The following is an 18197-nucleotide window of genomic DNA, read 5'->3' as shown; positions in this document are numbered from 1 at the left end:
ACTTCTCCTTACATCCTAAAGATGCCAAACGTGGTGTCTTCAATCGGCGCATTAAGTGCCGTGGATAAGCCTAATGCGAGTACTCGGCGCGTGTCTTTGGGGTCAATAATGCCATCATCCCACAGTCTAGCGCTGGCATAGTAGGGATGCCCTTGGGTTTCATATTGTTCGCGGACGGGGCGTTCAAATTCGGCTTGTTCCTCAGCGCTCCAGCTTTTGCCTTGCGCCTCTAATGCATCGCCACGTACTTGACTCAGTACTTTGGCGGCTTGCTCGCCACCCATGACGGAAATGCGCGAGTTAGGCCACATCCACAAAAACCGCGCACCATATGCACGTCCACACATGGCATAGTTACCCGCACCAAAACTACCGCCAATAATCACGGTAAATTTAGGCACTTTGGCACAGGCTACGGCAGTTACCATTTTTGCACCATCTTTGGCAATGCCGCCGTGTTCCGCCTTTTTACCCACCATAAATCCGGTAATATTTTGCAAAAACACTAAGGGTATTTTGCGCTGCGCACACAGCTCGACAAAGTGCGCCCCTTTCACCGCCGACTCGGAAAATAAAATGCCATTATTCGCTACAATCCCCACCGGATAGCCATGAATATGAGCGAAGCCACAAACTAGCGTTGTGCCATAGAGCTTTTTAAACTCATCAAACTCACTACCATCGACAATCCGCGCAATCACTTCCCGAATATCAAAGGGCTTACGCGCATCTTTGGGGATAATGCCGTAAAGCTCCTCAGTCGAGTACAAAGGATTTTGAGGTTGCTTGAGGGCGATATTGGGATTTTTAACTCGATTGAGACTAGCAACTACATCGCGTGCCATTGCCAGAGCATGGGTATCATTTAGCGCATAGTGATCAGTGACACCAGAAATGCGCGAATGCGTATCTGCCCCCCCTAACTCCTCTGCACTCACTACCTCACCCGTTGCAGCGCGTACTAGCGGTGGACCACCTAAAAAGATCGTCCCTTGCTCTTTGACTATAATGCTTTGGTCACACATGGCAGGTACATATGCCCCGCCTGCGGTACACGAACCCATCACTACCGCAATCTGCGGAATACCTAACGCAGACATATTGGCTTGATTATAAAAAATCCGTCCGAAGTGGTCTTTATCAGGAAACACTTCATCTTGCAGCGGCAAAAATGCGCCCCCCGAATCGACTAAATAAATACACGGCAGTCGGTTTTCTAATGCTATGGCTTGAGCGCGTAAATGCTTCTTTACTGTCAAAGGAAAGTAAGTCCCACCTTTTACCGTCGCATCATTGGCGACAATCATGCACTCTTGACCACTCACCCGCCCGATCCCTGCAATAATGCCCGCCGCAGGTACTTCATTGTTATACAAACCATAGGCGGCAAATTGGGAAATTTCTAAAAAGGGGGAGCCTTTATCGAGGAGTACTTGAATGCGTTCACGCGGTAATAACTTGCCGCGCTCTAAATGCTTTTGCCGCGCTTTTTCACCGCCCCCTAAACTGATTTGTGCAACCTTAGCGTATAAATCATCCAGTTGTGTCTGCATATGGGCTGCATTAGCGCGGAATTCTTCAGAACGCGCATTGACTGTGGTATTGAGTACTGGCATTTACCATCCTCCGGTTGCAAGCCATTGATCGACTTGAGTTAAGCGGTCATTTCCCCAAAATTTTTCGCCATCGACAATGACAAAAGGCGAGCCAAATACACCCTTATCCAATGAGTCTTGCACTGCTTGCTTGAGCTTATTTTTAATGGCATCGGTTTGAATCGCGGCTAACATCTCATCAGCATTAAAGCCTACTTGAGTAGTAACCTCAGCCACGACGTTCAGATCGAATAGATCACGCCCTTCAGCGAATGCAGCTTTATAAAAGGCTTTGGCTAAGGCTTTAGCTGTTTCGCTATCGATTGTATTAGCCCAATAAAACGCACGCGCTGCCGCCAAAGTCGCCCCCGGAAAGGTAGGCGGCATGATAAACGGCACACCTTCTAAACGCGCAGTACGTTTAAAATCATGGGCGGAGTATTCACCTACTAAGGGAATTTCTAATAAAGGCTTAGAGCCAACCGCTTTAAAGGCAGGCCCTAATAAAATCGGATGCCAATTGACAGTACGCCCATGCCGTGCAGCTATTGCATCAATCTTGTAGCTGGCAAAATAGCCATAGGGCGAATAAAAATCGAAGTAGAAATCAATCAATTGGCTCATTTTATTCCTCAGTTACCTACGTACTACTAATGACAGTAGCCCTAGTACAAACGCCACGCCTGAACTCACTACGCGCAACATATTGGCACTATTCCATTGCGCTCTGACCTGTTCCCAATCACTAGGCAAAGCAGCGGGATTCCATGATTCGGTGTAGTAGTTCAAAGGCAAATTCACCTCATGGGTAAACACAATAATTCCGCCTATATAAGTCAATGCTGCTAGTGTCAATAGACCAAATGAAAGCGTCTTCCAATGCTGATAATTCACTGCTAAAGCAGCCACCGTAGCGATACCACCACCAAAGAAAAAAATAAAAAACATCGCATGGCGCACGTTTTGATTAAATAAAGATTGCAGCTTGGCATAAGTAGCACCATCCACCTGCAACATCGCCAAATTGACATTGACGCTATAAGTCCAAAAAAACCCTGCCATAATGCCCAAGATACCCACTGCTAGTACCTTGGAACTGTTTTCCCAAATCGTTAAATTCATCGCTTTACTCTCCACTGATTTTTTAAGAAACCCATCAGCGCTAGCTTGAACGTGCTCCGTTGCTAGTTAATAAAGACGATGTAAAGTTTTATTAATTGCCCTCCATGATCTGACGAGCAATCACCATGCGCTGAATATCGCTAGTTCCCTCATAAATCTGAGCCACCCGTACATCACGATAAATACGCTCCACCGGAAAATCGTTTAAGTAACCATAGCCCCCAAGAGTTTGAATGGCATCAGAGCACACTTTTTCAGCCATTTCTGAGGCAAATAGTTTGCCCATGCAGGCCTCTTTTAAACAGGGTTGACCTGCATCGCGCAGCGTTGCCGCATGAAGTACCAAAAGGCGAGCAGCTTCAATTTGGGTCGCCATATTCGCTAAACGAAAGGCAACCGCTTGATGTTCAATAATGGGTTTACCAAAGCTAATACGCTCTTGTGCATAAACGAGTGCCGCTTCATACGCAGCGCGTGCCATGCCAATACATTGTGCAGCAATACCAATGCGCCCCCCTTCAAGATTGCTTAAAGCGATTTTGTAACCTTCGCCTTCTTTACCTAAGAGGTGACTCGCGAGTATACGGCAATTATCAAAAAAGATAGAGGCGGTATCAGAGGCATGTTGCCCCATTTTCTTTTCAATACCTGCGACTTTGTAGCCGGCATTATCAGTCGGTACGACAAAGGCACTAATACCTTTTTTACCGACACTAGGGTCAGTCACCGCAAATACGATAGCGACTTGGGCATTTTGACCGGAGGTGATGAATTGCTTACTGCCATTAATGATGTACTCATCCCCTTCACGTACTGCACGAGTTTTAAGCGCAGAAGCATCAGAACCTGCTTGCGGTTCGGTGAGACAAAAGCAGCCCAGCATTTGACCAGAGGCTAAAGGCTTAAGATAAGTTTCTTTGAGGTAATCACTACCATAATTCAGAATCGGCCCACATACGACCGAGTTTTGTACACTGAGAATCGTAGAGGTTGCACCATCGCCAGCGGCAATTTCTTCAATGGCTAGGGCTAAGGACACATACCCCACATTCGAGCCACCCCAGTCTTCGGGAACAACCATACCGTATAAGCCTAATTCGCCCAGCTCCCGCAGCGCTTGAGCAGGAAAGGTCTTATTGCGATCCCATTCTGCGGCATAGGGTGTGACATTATCGCGCACATAATTACGCACCATATCCCGAATTAATACTTGCTCTTCGGTCAATATCATTTGGAATGTCCCTGTAGGGGCGTACCTACGTGTGCGCCCTTATAAAGTTACCTGACACGATACTAAGGGCAAACACATAGGTTTGCCCCTACCCTCAAACCAACTCCACCGCCATAGCCGTAGCTTCGCCCCCACCAATACACAATGAGGCAATACCACGTTTTAAACCGCGTTGTTTTAAAGCTGAGAGCAATGTAACTAAAATCCGTGCCCCTGATGCACCAATCGGATGACCTAATGCACAAGCACCACCCTGTACATTGACTTTATCGTGAGGAATATTCAGCTCTTTCATTGCCGCCATGGTAATCACAGCAAAGGCTTCATTGATCTCGAATAGATCAACGTCGGCTACTGTCCAATGCAGTTGATCAAGTAGCTTTTGCATGGCATACACGGGCGCAGTAGTAAACAGCGCTGGCTTTTGCGCGTGAGTACTATGCCCTTTAATAACGGCTAGAGGTTTTAAATCCCGTTTTGCAGCTTCGGATTGACGCATTAATACTAAAGCGGCAGCACCATCGGAAATAGAGCTTGAGTTAGCGGCTGTTACCGTGCCGTCTTTACGAAATGCGGGTTTTAAGCTGGGGATTTTATCAATCGCGGCTTTGTGTGGTTGCTCATCGGTGTCGATGTGCACTTCGCCTTTACGTGATTTCACGGTGACAAGCACAATCTCATCTTTAAAAGCACCTGTTTCAATCGCCGTCTTAGCGCGGGTGAGTGAGGCAATCGCAAATTCATCTTGAGCGGCGCGGGTGAAGCTAAACATATCAGCGCATTCCTCGGCATAGGTCCCCATCAGACGCCCTTTATCATAGGCATCCTCCAGACCATCGAGGAACATATGATCTTTGACCTCACCGTGTCCCATGCGCAAGCCAGCGCGTGCTTTAGGCAACAAGTAAGGCGCATTAGTCATCGACTCCATACCCCCTGCCACCATGACCTGATTCGCCCCTGCTAGCAATAAATCATGCGCGAGCATGGTAGCCTTCATACCAGAACCGCACATTTTGTTCACGGTAGTACAGCCTGCACTTAGGGGTAAATTAGCGCCCAATGCCGCTTGACGTGCTGGGGCTTGCCCTTGTCCTGCGGGTAATACACAGCCCATAATGACTTCTTGTACATCTTCGGCACTAATGCCAGCTCGCTCGACAGCGCCTTTAATCGCTACAGCGCCTAACTCACCCGCCGTAAGATTAGCAAAATCACCTTGAAACCCACCCATAGGAGTACGTACTGCACTTACAATAACAATCGGATCACTCATTTCAGTACACCCTATTTGGTTTCATTAAATAGTTCGCGCCCAATCAGCATACGGCGAATTTCTGACGTACCTGCGCCAATTTCATACAGCTTGGCATCACGTAATAAGCGCCCCGTTGGGTACTCATTCATATAGCCGTTACCGCCTAAGATTTGAATCGCATCGAGCGCCATTTGGGTAGCTTTTTCGGCAGAATAGAGAATAGCTCCCGCTGCATCTTTACGCGTAGTTTCGCCGCGATCACACGCATTACCTACCGCATAAACATAGGCTTTGCAGGCGTTTAGAGTGGTGTACATATCCGCCATTTTGCCCTGAATCAGTTGGAACTCACCAATGCTTTGCCCAAACTGTCTACGCTCATGAATATAGGGAACCACTATATCCATACACGCTTGCATAATCCCTAAAGGACCACCCGATAACACGGCACGCTCATAATCTAAGCCACTCATTAACACCGCAGCGCCACGCCCGACTTGACCGAGTACATTTTCCTCAGGTACTTCCACATCTTCAAAAACCAGTTCGCCCGTATTCGAGCCACGCATACCGAGTTTGTCGAGCTTTTGCGCTACTTTAAAACCGAAGCTTTTCTCAACGATAAAAGTGGTCATACCTTTAGAACCTGCTTGCGGATCAGTCTTAGCATAAACCACAATCACATCCGCATCGGGGCCATTGGTAATCCACATTTTGGTGCCATTAAGAATGTATTTGTCACCCTTTTTCTCGGCACGCATACGCATACTGACCACATCCGAACCCGCATTCGGCTCAGACATAGCGAGTGCACCAATATGTTCACCACTAATCAGTTTGGGTAAGTACTTACGCTTTTGAGCATCCGTGCCATTACGATTGATTTGATTCACGCACAGATTAGAGTGCGCACCGTAACTTAAACCAATGGAAGCGGAGGCCCTGCTGATTTCTTCCATAGCAATCATGTGTGCTAAATAACCCATACCACTGCCGCCATACTCTTCGGGAACAGTAATACCCAATAAACCCATTGCACCTAATTTTGTCCAAAGTTGATTAGGGAATTCATTCGAGCGGTCGGTTTCAGCAGCAAGGGGGGCGATTTCAGTATTAGCAAAGTCGCGCACAGCGTCACGCAACATATCAATCGTTTCCCCTAAGCCGAAGTTTAGGGTGGGATAATGACTCATGGTTGTCCTCTCTAGCGTTAGTACCACCGCCTTATACTTAGGGCAAAGTGGCAAAACATAATGGCTTAGCTATAAGTCAATAATACTAACTTACGTTTACGTAAGCGTCAAATAGAAGCAATTTTTTGCCCACTATCACTATTAAAGGCGTAAAAATTAGGAAGTAGTAGGCGATAACCAAGCAATCGTAGGGCTAACAAACTCATCGAGTGCTTGTGGCAAGCTTTTATCTAAACGGTTTTGGTATTGAGCATGACCTAGTACCTCGTCTAATTCAGGTACAGGCTCTACACAACAATCTACTTCGGAGAAGATAGCTGTCCAATACAAGAGTGGTTTGCTAGCTATTACCTGTTGAATAGTGTGGATTAAATCCGTTTGGGGCAGTGGTTCAAATTGGCGTGCTATCCACTCTTTATGTGCCACTGCCTCACAAAAAGCTTGCCAAAATTTAGTCTCTAGAGGAGCCACTGCTAACCAACGCTGATCTTGAGTCTGATATAAGTTATAACAAGCGGCTTGCCCTGAAAGCCATTGATAAATAGTGCCTTGTTGATCAGCTAACTTTAAATACTGCCACGCTAATGCTGCTTCAGCGAGACTAATATCTAAAAACGCTCCCTTACCTGTCCGTCCGCGTGCCACTAAAGCAGCTAAAATCGCTTGAGTAGCCTGCATTGCCCCCGCATGATCCGCTAAGGGTGGAAACACAATCTCTGGCTTTTGCTCCGCTGTTGCGCTCTTAGGTAGGCTGAGCTGTCCACCTACCGCACAATAGGTCAAATCATGCCCTGCTCTATCCCAATAAGGTCCTGTTTGACCAAAACCGGACAAAGCGCAATGCACTAAGTGCGGATTAATATCCTCTAGCACACTACGTCCAAATCCTAGACGCGCCATCACCCCCGGACGAAACGACTCCAGTAATACATCAGCGTCCGTTAATAGATTTAATAATACTTGGCGACCACTGTCTTTTTTGAGGTCAAGACGAATAATGCGTTTATTTTGATTAAGATAATGATAGATAGGTGAGGATTTAGTGGACTCTGCATTCATAAAGAACCGCATGGGATCCCCTTGAGGTGGCTCGATTTTAATCACATCGGCTCCCCACAAAGCTAATTGCCGAGTAGCAAAAGGTCCCGGAATATATTGGGACAAATCTAGAACGCGAATTCCTTGTAAAAATAAAGACACGCTACTCTTGCTCCTATCCGTTTAAGAGGATTAAACCCAATCCTACTTACTCAACTATAGTGGCTAGGCGGCAGACTCACCGGAAAGCCCAGTACCTTCTAAGGTTTTTAAAGTTTCCGCCGCCTTATTATAAACCCGCTCGATTTCAGCAATAGACATATCCACATCATAGCGTTGGCGCTTGAGGGACTCTAAGCGCTCATCTAATTTACTTAGTAAATATTTAAGTTGCTTAATTTCGCCCGATCGATCACGCGTACTATTCATATCTAATTGATTAGAGTCATAAAGATCAAATAGCTCTTTGGCTTCTGCCAAACTAATGCCGATGCGTTTAGCGCGTAGTACCAAACGTAAGCGCACTCGATCACGATCCGAGTAGATACGCTTACTACCGTCTCGTAAAGGAGCTAGTAGTCCTAGTTCTTCATATAAACGAATGGCACGCGGCGTTACATCATACTCTTTGGCTAAATCGGAAATGGTATAAGTTCTAGGTTCCATGATGCTTCACACGCTAGCTAACTGAGGTAATAGAATGATGCTAAAAAATTTGACGCTTACGTTAACGTAAGTTAATTTATAACAAACTGCTAAACAGCGCAAATACGATGCAGAGGTAGGCTAGGGTTTAATTCGCCTTAGCGTCAACAAGGTTACAAGCCTTACAAAGCGCTTGAATAGTTGCACATACACCCAATTAACGCTAGGGGCGGAGTTTAATTATGTCGGCATTACATCCGGTATCGAATACAATTTACCCAGATCAGACTCAATCTATTCCTACTCCCGCCCGTAAAATACGCTTTGTGACCGCCGCCAGTTTATTTGATGGTCATGATGCCGCTATCAATATCATGCGCCGTATTTTGCAAGCCAATGGCGCAGAGGTTATCCATCTAGGTCACAATCGCTCAGTGGCTGAAATTGTTGATGCCGCGATTCAAGAAGACGCACATGCAATCGCTGTTAGCTCCTACCAAGGCGGGCATAATGAATATTTCAAATACATGGTCGATATGCTGCGCGAGCAGGGGCGGGAATCCATCCGAATTTTTGGTGGCGGGGGTGGTGTCATCATTCCTGAAGAAATTAGTGATTTGCAGGCCTATGGTGTAACGCGAATTTATTCACCGGCTGATGGTCAGCAGCTAGGTTTGCAGGGCATGATTTTAGATATGCTAGCGCGTTGTGATTATGAGCCTAGCACTCACGCTCCCAATGATCTCACAGCAATTAAGCAAGGTGACTGGAAAGCGTTAGCGCGTTTTATTTCTGCTTTAGAAAATGATCAAGTCGCCTCAGAACTGCTCACCGAATTACAAAGTACACAACCCGCGCATCAAGTGCCAGTGCTAGGAATTACAGGAACAGGAGGTTCTGGTAAATCGTCACTAACGGATGAAATCATTCGCCGTTTCCGTATCGGGCAACAAAATCATTTAAAAATCGCCGTTATTGCTATAGATCCTACACGGCGCAAAACCGGGGGCGCACTCCTCGGTGATCGGATTCGCATGAACTCGATTGATCATCCGCATATTTTTATGCGCTCCATTGCTACCCGCGATTCGGTGGGTGAAGTCCCTGCGGTGATGCACGCTATTATTCAAGCCTGTCGTTTAGCGGGCTTTGATTTTATTATTGTCGAAACCCCCGGCATTGGCCAGGGTGATGCAGCAATCGTGCCCTTTGTAGATACCTCGCTTTATGTGATGACCCCCGAATTTGGTGCTCAAAGTCAGCTTGAAAAGATTGATATGCTTGACTATGCCGACACCGTAGCGATTAATAAATTTGACCGCAAAGGGGCAGAGGATGCTTACCGTGATGTCAGCAAACAAGTACAACGCAATCGTGAAGCCTTCTCGCAACCTATTGAATCCATGCCTGTATTTGGCACGATTGCCGCACGCTTTAATGATGACGGTGTGACCGCCCTATATCAACACTTGCTGCAAGTGCTCACTAATCTAGGCTTGAAACATCAGCCTGATACCCTACCTGCGACTACTTTGCGTAAATCATCGGGTAATACCGTGATTGTGCCACCCGAACGAGTACGTTATTTAGCTGAAATTGCCGATACTGTGCGCGGCTACAAAAAAACGGTGCACACTCAAGCGAAAATTGCTCGTGAACGCCAGCAACTGCTTGAAACGAAACGCATGCTCAGCGAATGCGGGCAAAGTGCGGACAATTTAGATACCCTCATTCAACAGCACAATGAGCACTTAGATCCGCGTGCTCGCAAACTCCTCGATCAATGGCCACAAGTCAAAGCTAGCTATAGCGGCGATGAATACGTCGTGAAAATTCGTGATAAGGAAATTCGTACTACGCTCAAACGTACTACTTTATCCGGTTTAAAAATCCCTAAAGTGTCATTACCGTCCTATGAAGATCACGGTGAATTGCTCAAATGGCTGTTACTAGAAAATCTCCCCGGTAGCTTCCCCTATACTGCTGGGGTATTCGCTTTTAAGCGCGAAAATGAAGACCCGACACGCATGTTTGCGGGTGAAGGTGATGCCTTTAGAACCAATGCACGCTTTAAACGTTTATCCGAACACTCTGAAGCCAAACGGCTTTCGACCGCCTTCGACTCAGTGACCTTGTATGGCTGTGACCCCGCCGAACGCCCTGATATTTATGGCAAAGTAGGCAACTCTGGAGTTTCAATCGCCACTCTAGATGATATGAAAGTACTCTATGATGGCTTTGATCTATGCAATCCCATGACCTCGGTGTCCATGACGATTAATGGTCCTGCGCCGATGATTTTGGCGATGTTTATTAATACCGCTATTGATCAACAGCTCAACAAATTTGAACGCGATAATGGTCGTGCACCGACTGATGATGAGCGCGAAAAGATTAAAATCTGGGCGCTAGAAAATGTACGCGGCACAGTACAAGCCGATATTTTAAAAGAGGATCAGGGGCAAAATACCTGTATTTTCTCTACTGAATTTGCCCTGAAGATGATGGGTGATATTCAAGAGTATTTCGTTCAACATCGGGTACGTAATTTCTATTCGGTGTCGATTTCGGGCTATCACATTGCTGAAGCGGGTGCGAATCCGATTTCACAACTCGCCTTTACTCTCTCGAATGGTTTTACGTTTGTAGAAACCTATTTAGCGCGAGGTATGCATATTGATGATTTCGCACCGAATTTATCATTCTTTTTTAGTAATGGTATGGATCCCGAATATAGCGTATTAGGTCGAGTCGCACGGCGTATTTGGTCTACTGCTATGCGTTTTAAATACGGTGGTAATGAGCGCAGTCAAAAACTTAAATATCATATTCAAACCTCAGGGCGCTCTTTACATGCTCAGGAAATGGATTTTAATGATATTCGTACTACCCTACAGGCATTAATTGCGATTTATGATAACTGCAATAGTCTCCATACTAATGCCTTTGATGAAGCGATTACGACCCCCACGGAAAACTCAGTACGCCGTGCACTAGCCATTCAGCTCATTATTAATAATGAATGGGGTCTAACTAAAAATGAAAATCCACTGCAAGGTGCATTTATTATTAAGGAATTAACCGAGTTAGTAGAAGAAGCCGTATTAAGTGAATTTGAACGCATTGCTGAGCGGGGCGGTGTCTTAGGAGCAATGGAAACAGGCTATCAGCGTGGTAAAATTCAAGATGAATCGATGTACTATGAACATAAAAAACACGATGGTAGTTTACCGATTATTGGAGTAAATACCTTTATTAACCCTCAGGGGCGAGAAACCTTTAAAATTGAATTAGCTCGCTCCACCGAGGAAGAAAAGCGAAGCCAGATTCAACGTTTAGCTGAATTCCAAACACGTCATCAAGCTTATGCGGAAACCGCTCTAAATGCAGTGAAACAAGCAGCTATTCATAATCAAAATATATTTAGCGCTCTAGTCGATGCAGTACGTTACTGCTCACTAGGGCAAATTTCTAATGCTTTATTTGAAGTCGGTGGCCAATACCGTCGTAATATGTAGGAGCAACTAATATGACTATTCAAACAGTTGGCGTGATTGGCGCTGGCACTATGGGCAATGGCATTGCTCAAGTTTTTGCGGCACACGGTTTTAAGGTCGTACTGAATGATTTAAACGAAACCGTTATTAATCAAGGTTTAAAAACGATCAGCACTAGCTTAGATCGTCTCATTAAAAAAGAAGCCATTACTACCGAGCAAAAATCTACTACTTTAGCGCATATTAATAGTACTACCGATTTAAAAGCGTTAGCGGATGTTGATATAGTGGTAGAAGCCGCTAGTGAGCGCCTAGAAATTAAAGCCGATTTATTTCGTCGCTTAGATAATATTTGCAAACATGAAACTATTTTAGCCTCTAATACCTCCTCTATTTCATTAACTCGTATTGCCCGCGAGACTAAACGACCCGATAAAGTGATCGGTATGCACTTTATGAATCCAGTCCCACTCATGAAACTGGTTGAAATCATTCGTGCGTTACAAACTAGCGATACTACCTATCAAGTAGTAGAAAAATTATCTAAGGATATTTCTAAAATTCCAGTGACTGTTAATGATAGTCCGGGCTTTGTCTCTAATCGTATTTTAATGCCCATGATTAATGAGGCGGTCTATACCCTTTATGAAGGGGTTGCTACGCCTGAAGCTATAGACGAGATTATGAAACTCGGTATGGCACACCCTATGGGACCTTTGACTTTAGCCGATTTAATTGGTTTAGATACCTGTTTATCTATTATGGAAGTACTCCATGAAGGTTTAGGAGACAGTAAATATCGTCCCTGCCCATTATTACGCAAGATGGTTGATGCGGGCTATTTAGGGCGTAAAACTGGACGTGGCTTTTATACCTACGAGACTAAATAATGGAATTTCAAAACATTCTATTAGACGAATTAGAGACAGGGATTTATCGTCTCACTATTAATCGTCCTAAGGCTTATAATGCTCTAAATAGTCAAACTCTAGATGAAACTCATCAAGCAGCCAAATATTTAGCCTCATTAAATACAGTACGAGTATTATTGCTCACGGGTGCTGGAGAAAAAGCATTTGTGGCAGGTGCTGATATTAAGGAAATGCAAAGTTATTCTGCTTTAGAAGCTATGCATTTTTCACAACAGGGTATGGATGCTTTCGCTAGTCTTGAAGCTTTGCCCTTCCCGGTGATCGCTGTCGTGAATGGTATTTGTTTAGGGGGAGGCTGTGAATTAGCGATGAGTTGCGATTGGATTATGGCGGCGGATACTGCGCAATTTGGTCAACCTGAAGTGAATTTAGGAGTAACGCCCGGTTTTGGCGGAACTCAGCGCTTAACTCGCTTGATTGGTCGAGCGCGTGCATTAGAACTATTAGTATCAGGTCGACAAATTAAAGCCCAAGAAGCTTTAGATTGGGGTTTAGTCAATCATATTTATCCACGCGAACAGTTAATGGAAGAAGCTTTAAAAACAGCTCGATTGATTGCTCAAAAAGGTCCAATTGCAGTACGTTTAACTAAGCAATTAGTGCAAAATGGGCAAAACTTAGATTTAGAAAAAGCCTGTTTATTAGAAACTCAAGCATTTGGTCTTGCCTTTTCCACGTATGATCAGAAAGAAGGCATGCAAGCCTTTATTGAAAAGCGGGCAGCCCAATTTAAGGCGCAATAAGGTTTTGTAACTTAAAACCTAGTTTGGGGTGGTGGTGCAATTAAAGAGTTGAAATAATGTTTTATCATCTTGTGCAAGTGAGTCTCAGGCAAAGTTCTGGCTGATCTTTATATATGCCTTCAACACATCTAACGCACTACCCTAGCTTTTACTAATCAACTAATAACAGCCAAGTCAATAATCCAATCCACTCATAGGCCAATCTTTCGATTCTTCATATTGCCACTTATTCAGATTAAACGGGACTATCCATGTTTTCTTTTTAATCGGCTTGCCTTCTTTTTTACCCGATGCAGTGAGAATAAGAGGAAACACTTTATTATTAAACTGAGTCGAATCAATTTTTAAAGTACTGCTATAAGAACTAGGTTTACACCCCGTTTCTGGCATACAAGCTCCCGCATCATCATAGCTTTCAATAATATCTGCTATTTCCTTAATACCCTTACCATAGGGTGCTAAAATAGTGTAGCGAGAACCTACTGCCCCCTGATGCCCATCAGACCAACTATTTTTCCAACCCCAATAATGGTCTGGTCCTAATTTTACCCATTGCCATTGAGTAGGCGCTTTTCCCCAAGATCCTACCTCATAACTAGGATCACCCACTAAAGTCGTTAATTGCTCACCGACTTGTTTAAAAACAAAAGCCCCCACCATTCCGGGTTCAGCATGAGCACCATTTTCGCCCCCAGCCGTATATTTTGCCCCCGCTAATAATACATACAGCCGTTTAGATTGAGCCGTTTCTAATTGATCTATACGATCTAATTTAAAACAATAAAAATATTCACCCTCAGCATTATGCCGCCAGCATTGATGTTTCTTATCATAGCTATCATAAATAGCATCTAATGCTTTTTTGAGACTAGGCGAGGGCGTGAGCGCATGGCTTGTTGAGCTAAGGAAACTGGCAAAAAGCACCAAACTCCAGCAGAAAAACTTTAAGGCAGACATATCTCGATACTCCTAGCGGTTGATATAACTATGATTATAGTCACCCAATTATTAAAATGATCGTTTAAGTCACTCCTTTCCATACCTTATCCAAGCGCTTTGCTGACACTGGCTTAGCTGTACCTAGCTCTTGGGCAAACAGCGACACTCTGAATTCCTCCAACATCCAGCGAAACTCAATCACTTCAGCACTCACGACTCGATTGGCTTTTAAATAACCTACATACTTTTGCCAATAGGGATTGACTTGCTGACGTAAAGCTAAATCCTTATTAGGATCAGCTTTTAACTTTTCCAAACGTCTTTGCACCGCTTTTAAATAGCGTGGATAATGGCGTAAATTATCTGGTTCCACTTGATCTAAAAAGCCTACATAAACTAAATGATCAAGCTGCTCATTCATATCATTCACAGCTTCCATCATAGAGGCTACGAACTTACTTTTTAATTGCTTACGAATATCATGATACGCTTCAAAAGCAGGTACGATTAAACGTGATAATTCTTGTACTTGTGGAAAAATACTTTTACGTACGGCTAAAATAGCTTTCTGAAAATCAGCTTGTTTGCGAATATCTAAATAGTCCTTAAAGGCTTGGCGAAAGGCATAACGCGCTACACTTTCACGTAACTCATCACACTTCCCCGTTGCCGCATATTGCATACACAGTTTTGGCAAGGCTGGAATATGTTTAGCTATATCGCGCATTTCCGTCGGTAAAGCGAATTGAAATAGCCTGAGTACTCCTTTTCTATGAGTTTGATGTGCTTCATATTCAGAATCAAATAGCTCAATCGCCACATGATCACCCTTATCGACTAAGGCAGGCCAAGCACGAAGTTTCATATGGCTGGTTTCAATCCAATGCACTTCGGGTAAATCGCCAAAATCCCATGTTTTAATTTGATCGCGCTCAATATTAATCATGGGCTGAGTACTTAATTGTTCACGAGTTTGCTGGCGTACTTTATTTTGTAATGCTGTCAAATCGCGTCCGTGTTGTACTACTACTCCGGCATTATCAATCACCTCAAAACGCATCATTAAATGGGCGGGTAACTCTATATGCTCCCACGCTTCTTTAGGGATAGTAGTACCACTCATACGCAATAATTGTTTGCCCATTGCATCAGCTAAACTCACGGTTTCACTCGGATGTATGGCTTCTAAACAAGCGAGTGCATAATCGGGGGCAGGCACAAAATGCTTACGAATTTGTTTAGGTAAACCACGAATAAGAGCCGTGAGTTTCTCCTCTAATAATCCGGGTACGAGATAATCAAAGCGCTCTGGCGTTAATTGATTAAGTGCTAATAAAGGAATACGTGCCGTAACCCCATCATCTTCGGCTTTAGGATCAAAATGGTATTTAAGGGGTAAGACCATGCCCTGCACATGTAAAGTATCAGGAAACTGATTACTTTTTTCGTGATCAGCTTCGCGTTGCATTAAATAATCGAGGGTTAAATACAGTATTTTAGGGTCTTTTGCTTCGGCTTGTTTACGCCAACGCTCAAATGCATGACCGCTATAGACATTTTCGGGAATACGTTGCTCAAAAAAATCAAATAATAATTGCTCATCTGCCAAAATATCACGTCGCCGCCCTTTAGCCTCTAACTCCTCTACTTTAGCAATCAATTCGGCATTATGTTTAGCATAAGCGCCTATTGCAGCATACTCGCTATAAACCAACGCATGACGAATAAACAGTTGCCGACTAATAATGGGGTCAATCGCGCCAAAACTAATTTTGCGCTTAGGAATAATCGTAATTCCATACAGTGAAGTGCGCTCATAGGCAGCGACATTAGCAGGTTTTTGCTCCCAATGAGGTTCAGTGTAATGATGCTTGATGAGATGGCGGCCAAATTCCTCAATCCATTCTGGCTGGATTTTAGCGACCGTGCGAGCATAGAGTTTAGTAGTTTCGACTAATTCAGCCGCCATAATCCATGGTGGATTTTTCTTTTTCAAATGCGAGCCGGGGAAAATCATAAATTTACGCCCATTCGCGCCTTGATACTGAAAATCCTCATCTTTGAGACCAATATTGCCTAGTAGTCCTGATAATAAAGCGCGATGGATTTGATTATATTCGGCGTCTTTGTCATTCTCTTTGAGGTCACTGTCAAGCAGAGTACTTTTGATTTGATAGTGAATATCCTCCCATTCTTGGATGCGCACCCATGACAAAAATTCTTTTTTAGCTTGCTTACGAAATTGCCCTTTAGAATTAGCTGCTTGTTGTTCTTTAATATAATTCCATAGATTTAAATAGCTTAAAAAATCTGAGTCTTCATTTTTAAAACGCGCATGTTTTTCATCGGCGGCTTGTTGTTTATCTAATGGACGCTCGCGGGGATCTTGTACTGCAAGTGCTGCTACAATGATGAGCACTTCTTTTAATGCGCCCTCTTTTTCAGCCGTGAGCAACATACGCCCATAACGCGGATCCAGCGGTAAGCGTGATAAGGTTTGACCTAAGGGGGTGACATTATAATCATCATCCACTGCCCCGATTTCAAATAGCAATTTATAGCCATCACGAATCAGGCGCACATCCGGTTTTTCCACAAAGGGAAACTGTTCAATATCGCCTAAGCGCATGGTTTCCATTTGTAAAATAACCGCAGCTAAATTAGTGCGTAAAATCTCTGGCTCAGTAAACAGCGGACGATCTTTAAAGTCATCCTCACTATACAGCCGGATGGCAATACCATCGGACACACGCCCGCAACGCCCAGAGCGCTGATTGGCGGAGGCTTGGGAAATTTTTTCAATCGGTAAACGTTGAATGCCTGCCCGCCATGAATAACGCGAAATACGCGCCAAGCCTGTATCCACCACATATTTAATGCCGGGGACTGTCAGCGAGGTTTCCGCCACATTGGTCGCCAGTACTACGCGCGGTCGTCCGTGTGGTTCAAAAATACGATGTTGTTCTTCTGCTGTCAGACGCGCAAATAAGGGTAGTACTTCATAAGCAGGGGGTAAATGTTTAGTCAGTGCTTCAGCAGTTTCACGAATTTCACGTTCGCCCGACATAAATACCAAAATATCACCCGAACCCTCGCGGCGTAGCTCATCCACCGCATCAATAATGGCATCGGTAATATCGCGCTCATCCTCATCATCACTTTCAATGTCAATCAGTGGGCGATAACGAATTTCTACCGGATACGTGCGCCCCGATACCATTAATATTGGCGCACCCTCGAAATGATTAGCAAAGCGTTCGGGATCAATCGTGGCTGAAGTGATAATAATTTTGAGATCACGACGTTTAGGCAAGAGCCATTTTAAATAACCGAGTAGAAAGTCAATATTGAGACTGCGCTCGTGTGCCTCATCAATAATTAAAGTATCGTAATCATTTAAATAGCGATCTTGTTGAATTTCGGCTAATAAAATCCCATCCGTCATCAGTTTAATATAACTACTGGGCTGAATTTTATCTTGGAAGCGGACCTTATAACCGACGTGTTGCCCTAAAGTGGTTTCTAATTCTTCTGCAATCCGCTCCGCAACACTACGTGCCGCAATGCGACGCGGTTGCGTATGACCAATAAAACCATCAATCCCACGCCCTGCTTCTAAACACATTTTAGGTAATTGAGTCGTTTTACCTGAACCCGTTTCACCGCAAATAATCACCACTTGATGTTTTCTAATCGCCTCAATAATTTCATCACGACGCTGAGCGACGGGTAAATCAGTGGGATATTTAGGAGTGGGTACGTTTTGAATACGTTGATTGCGTTTAGTAACCGATTCCGTGAGGCGTTGTTGCACACGCTCTAAACGTTTTTCATCTAAGGTATTTTGACGATCTAATACCTGTAATTCGCGCCGTAAAGCAAAGCGCTCGCCCCCTAATGCTTTAGGTAATTGTGCGAATAAGGGTCTGAGGGATTGTTGTTGTTGGGATTTCACGCTACTGCGCCCTATGAAAAGTCAAGTGCAAAGGGCGCATTATAGTGTT

General features: G+C 44.4%; 13 protein-coding genes. 3 read left to right on the top strand and 10 right to left on the bottom strand.

Going from position 1 to position 18197, the window contains the following annotated elements:
* Positions 1-8: 8 nt before the first annotated feature.
* From IPL34_RS06590 to IPL34_RS06555, 8 genes are all read right to left on the bottom strand, one after another.
* Positions 9-1616 (bottom strand): carboxyl transferase domain-containing protein, encoded by a 1608-nt coding sequence (locus tag IPL34_RS06590; protein WP_296839474.1) that lies wholly within the window; start codon positions 1614-1616, stop codon positions 9-11.
* Positions 1617-2219: a 2-hydroxychromene-2-carboxylate isomerase gene (locus IPL34_RS06585; protein ID WP_296839471.1), complete on the bottom strand. Its 603-nt coding sequence runs from the start codon at positions 2217-2219 to the stop codon at positions 1617-1619. It abuts the gene before it with no gap.
* Between the two features lie 12 nt (positions 2220-2231).
* On the bottom strand, positions 2232-2717 hold the full coding sequence (locus tag IPL34_RS06580; protein WP_296839467.1) for a DUF1772 domain-containing protein: 486 nt from the start codon (positions 2715-2717) through the stop codon (positions 2232-2234).
* 91 nt (positions 2718-2808) lie between these two features.
* Positions 2809-3948 (bottom strand): acyl-CoA dehydrogenase family protein, encoded by a 1140-nt coding sequence (locus IPL34_RS06575; protein WP_296839465.1) that lies wholly within the window; start codon positions 3946-3948, stop codon positions 2809-2811.
* 94 nt (positions 3949-4042) lie between these two features.
* A complete protein-coding gene (locus tag IPL34_RS06570) occupies positions 4043-5224 on the bottom strand; it encodes an acetyl-CoA C-acetyltransferase (protein WP_296839461.1) in 1182 nt (393 codons plus the stop codon).
* Positions 5225-5235: 11 nt separating this feature from the next.
* Positions 5236-6399, bottom strand: a complete 1164-nt coding sequence (locus IPL34_RS06565) for an isovaleryl-CoA dehydrogenase (RefSeq protein ID WP_296839458.1) — start codon at positions 6397-6399, stop codon at positions 5236-5238.
* A gap of 156 nt (positions 6400-6555) precedes the next feature.
* Entirely contained in the window at positions 6556-7599 is a 1044-nt protein-coding gene (locus IPL34_RS06560) for a CoA transferase (RefSeq protein ID WP_296839455.1), read from the bottom strand.
* A gap of 63 nt (positions 7600-7662) precedes the next feature.
* The gene (locus IPL34_RS06555) at positions 7663-8103 is read right to left on the bottom strand and encodes a MerR family DNA-binding transcriptional regulator (RefSeq protein WP_296839452.1); all 441 of its coding nucleotides are present in this window, start codon (positions 8101-8103) and stop codon (positions 7663-7665) included.
* A gap of 221 nt (positions 8104-8324) precedes the next feature.
* Between IPL34_RS06555 and icmF the strand changes: the two genes are divergently transcribed.
* The 3 genes from icmF to IPL34_RS06540 are packed head-to-tail and all read left to right on the top strand — an operon-like array spanning position 8325 to position 13254.
* Entirely contained in the window at positions 8325-11600 is a 3276-nt protein-coding gene (icmF, locus tag IPL34_RS06550; protein WP_296839449.1) for a fused isobutyryl-CoA mutase/GTPase IcmF, read from the top strand.
* Between the two features lie 11 nt (positions 11601-11611).
* A complete protein-coding gene (locus IPL34_RS06545) occupies positions 11612-12469 on the top strand; it encodes a 3-hydroxybutyryl-CoA dehydrogenase (protein ID WP_296839446.1) in 858 nt (285 codons plus the stop codon).
* Positions 12469-13254, top strand: a complete 786-nt coding sequence (locus tag IPL34_RS06540; RefSeq protein WP_296839444.1) for an enoyl-CoA hydratase-related protein — start codon at positions 12469-12471, stop codon at positions 13252-13254. Before IPL34_RS06545 ends, IPL34_RS06540 begins: the two co-directional genes overlap by 1 nt.
* A 174-nt stretch (positions 13255-13428) precedes the next feature.
* Here the strand turns inward: IPL34_RS06540 and IPL34_RS06535 are convergent, their stop codons facing one another.
* Both IPL34_RS06535 and hrpA read right to left on the bottom strand, forming a co-directional pair.
* The gene (locus IPL34_RS06535) at positions 13429-14211 is read right to left on the bottom strand and encodes a hypothetical protein (protein WP_296839440.1); all 783 of its coding nucleotides are present in this window, start codon (positions 14209-14211) and stop codon (positions 13429-13431) included.
* Positions 14212-14275: 64 nt separating this feature from the next.
* Positions 14276-18148 carry an ATP-dependent RNA helicase HrpA gene (gene hrpA, locus IPL34_RS06530; RefSeq protein WP_296839437.1) on the bottom strand — a complete coding sequence of 1291 codons (3873 nt, stop codon included), beginning with the start codon at positions 18146-18148 and terminating at the stop codon, positions 14276-14278.
* Positions 18149-18197: the final 49 nt, after the last annotated feature.

Source organism: Thiofilum sp. (assembly GCF_016711335.1).
In the GTDB taxonomy this organism is placed as follows: domain Bacteria; phylum Pseudomonadota; class Gammaproteobacteria; order Thiotrichales; family Thiotrichaceae; genus Thiofilum.
This window is presented reverse-complemented; position numbering and strand designations above follow the sequence as displayed.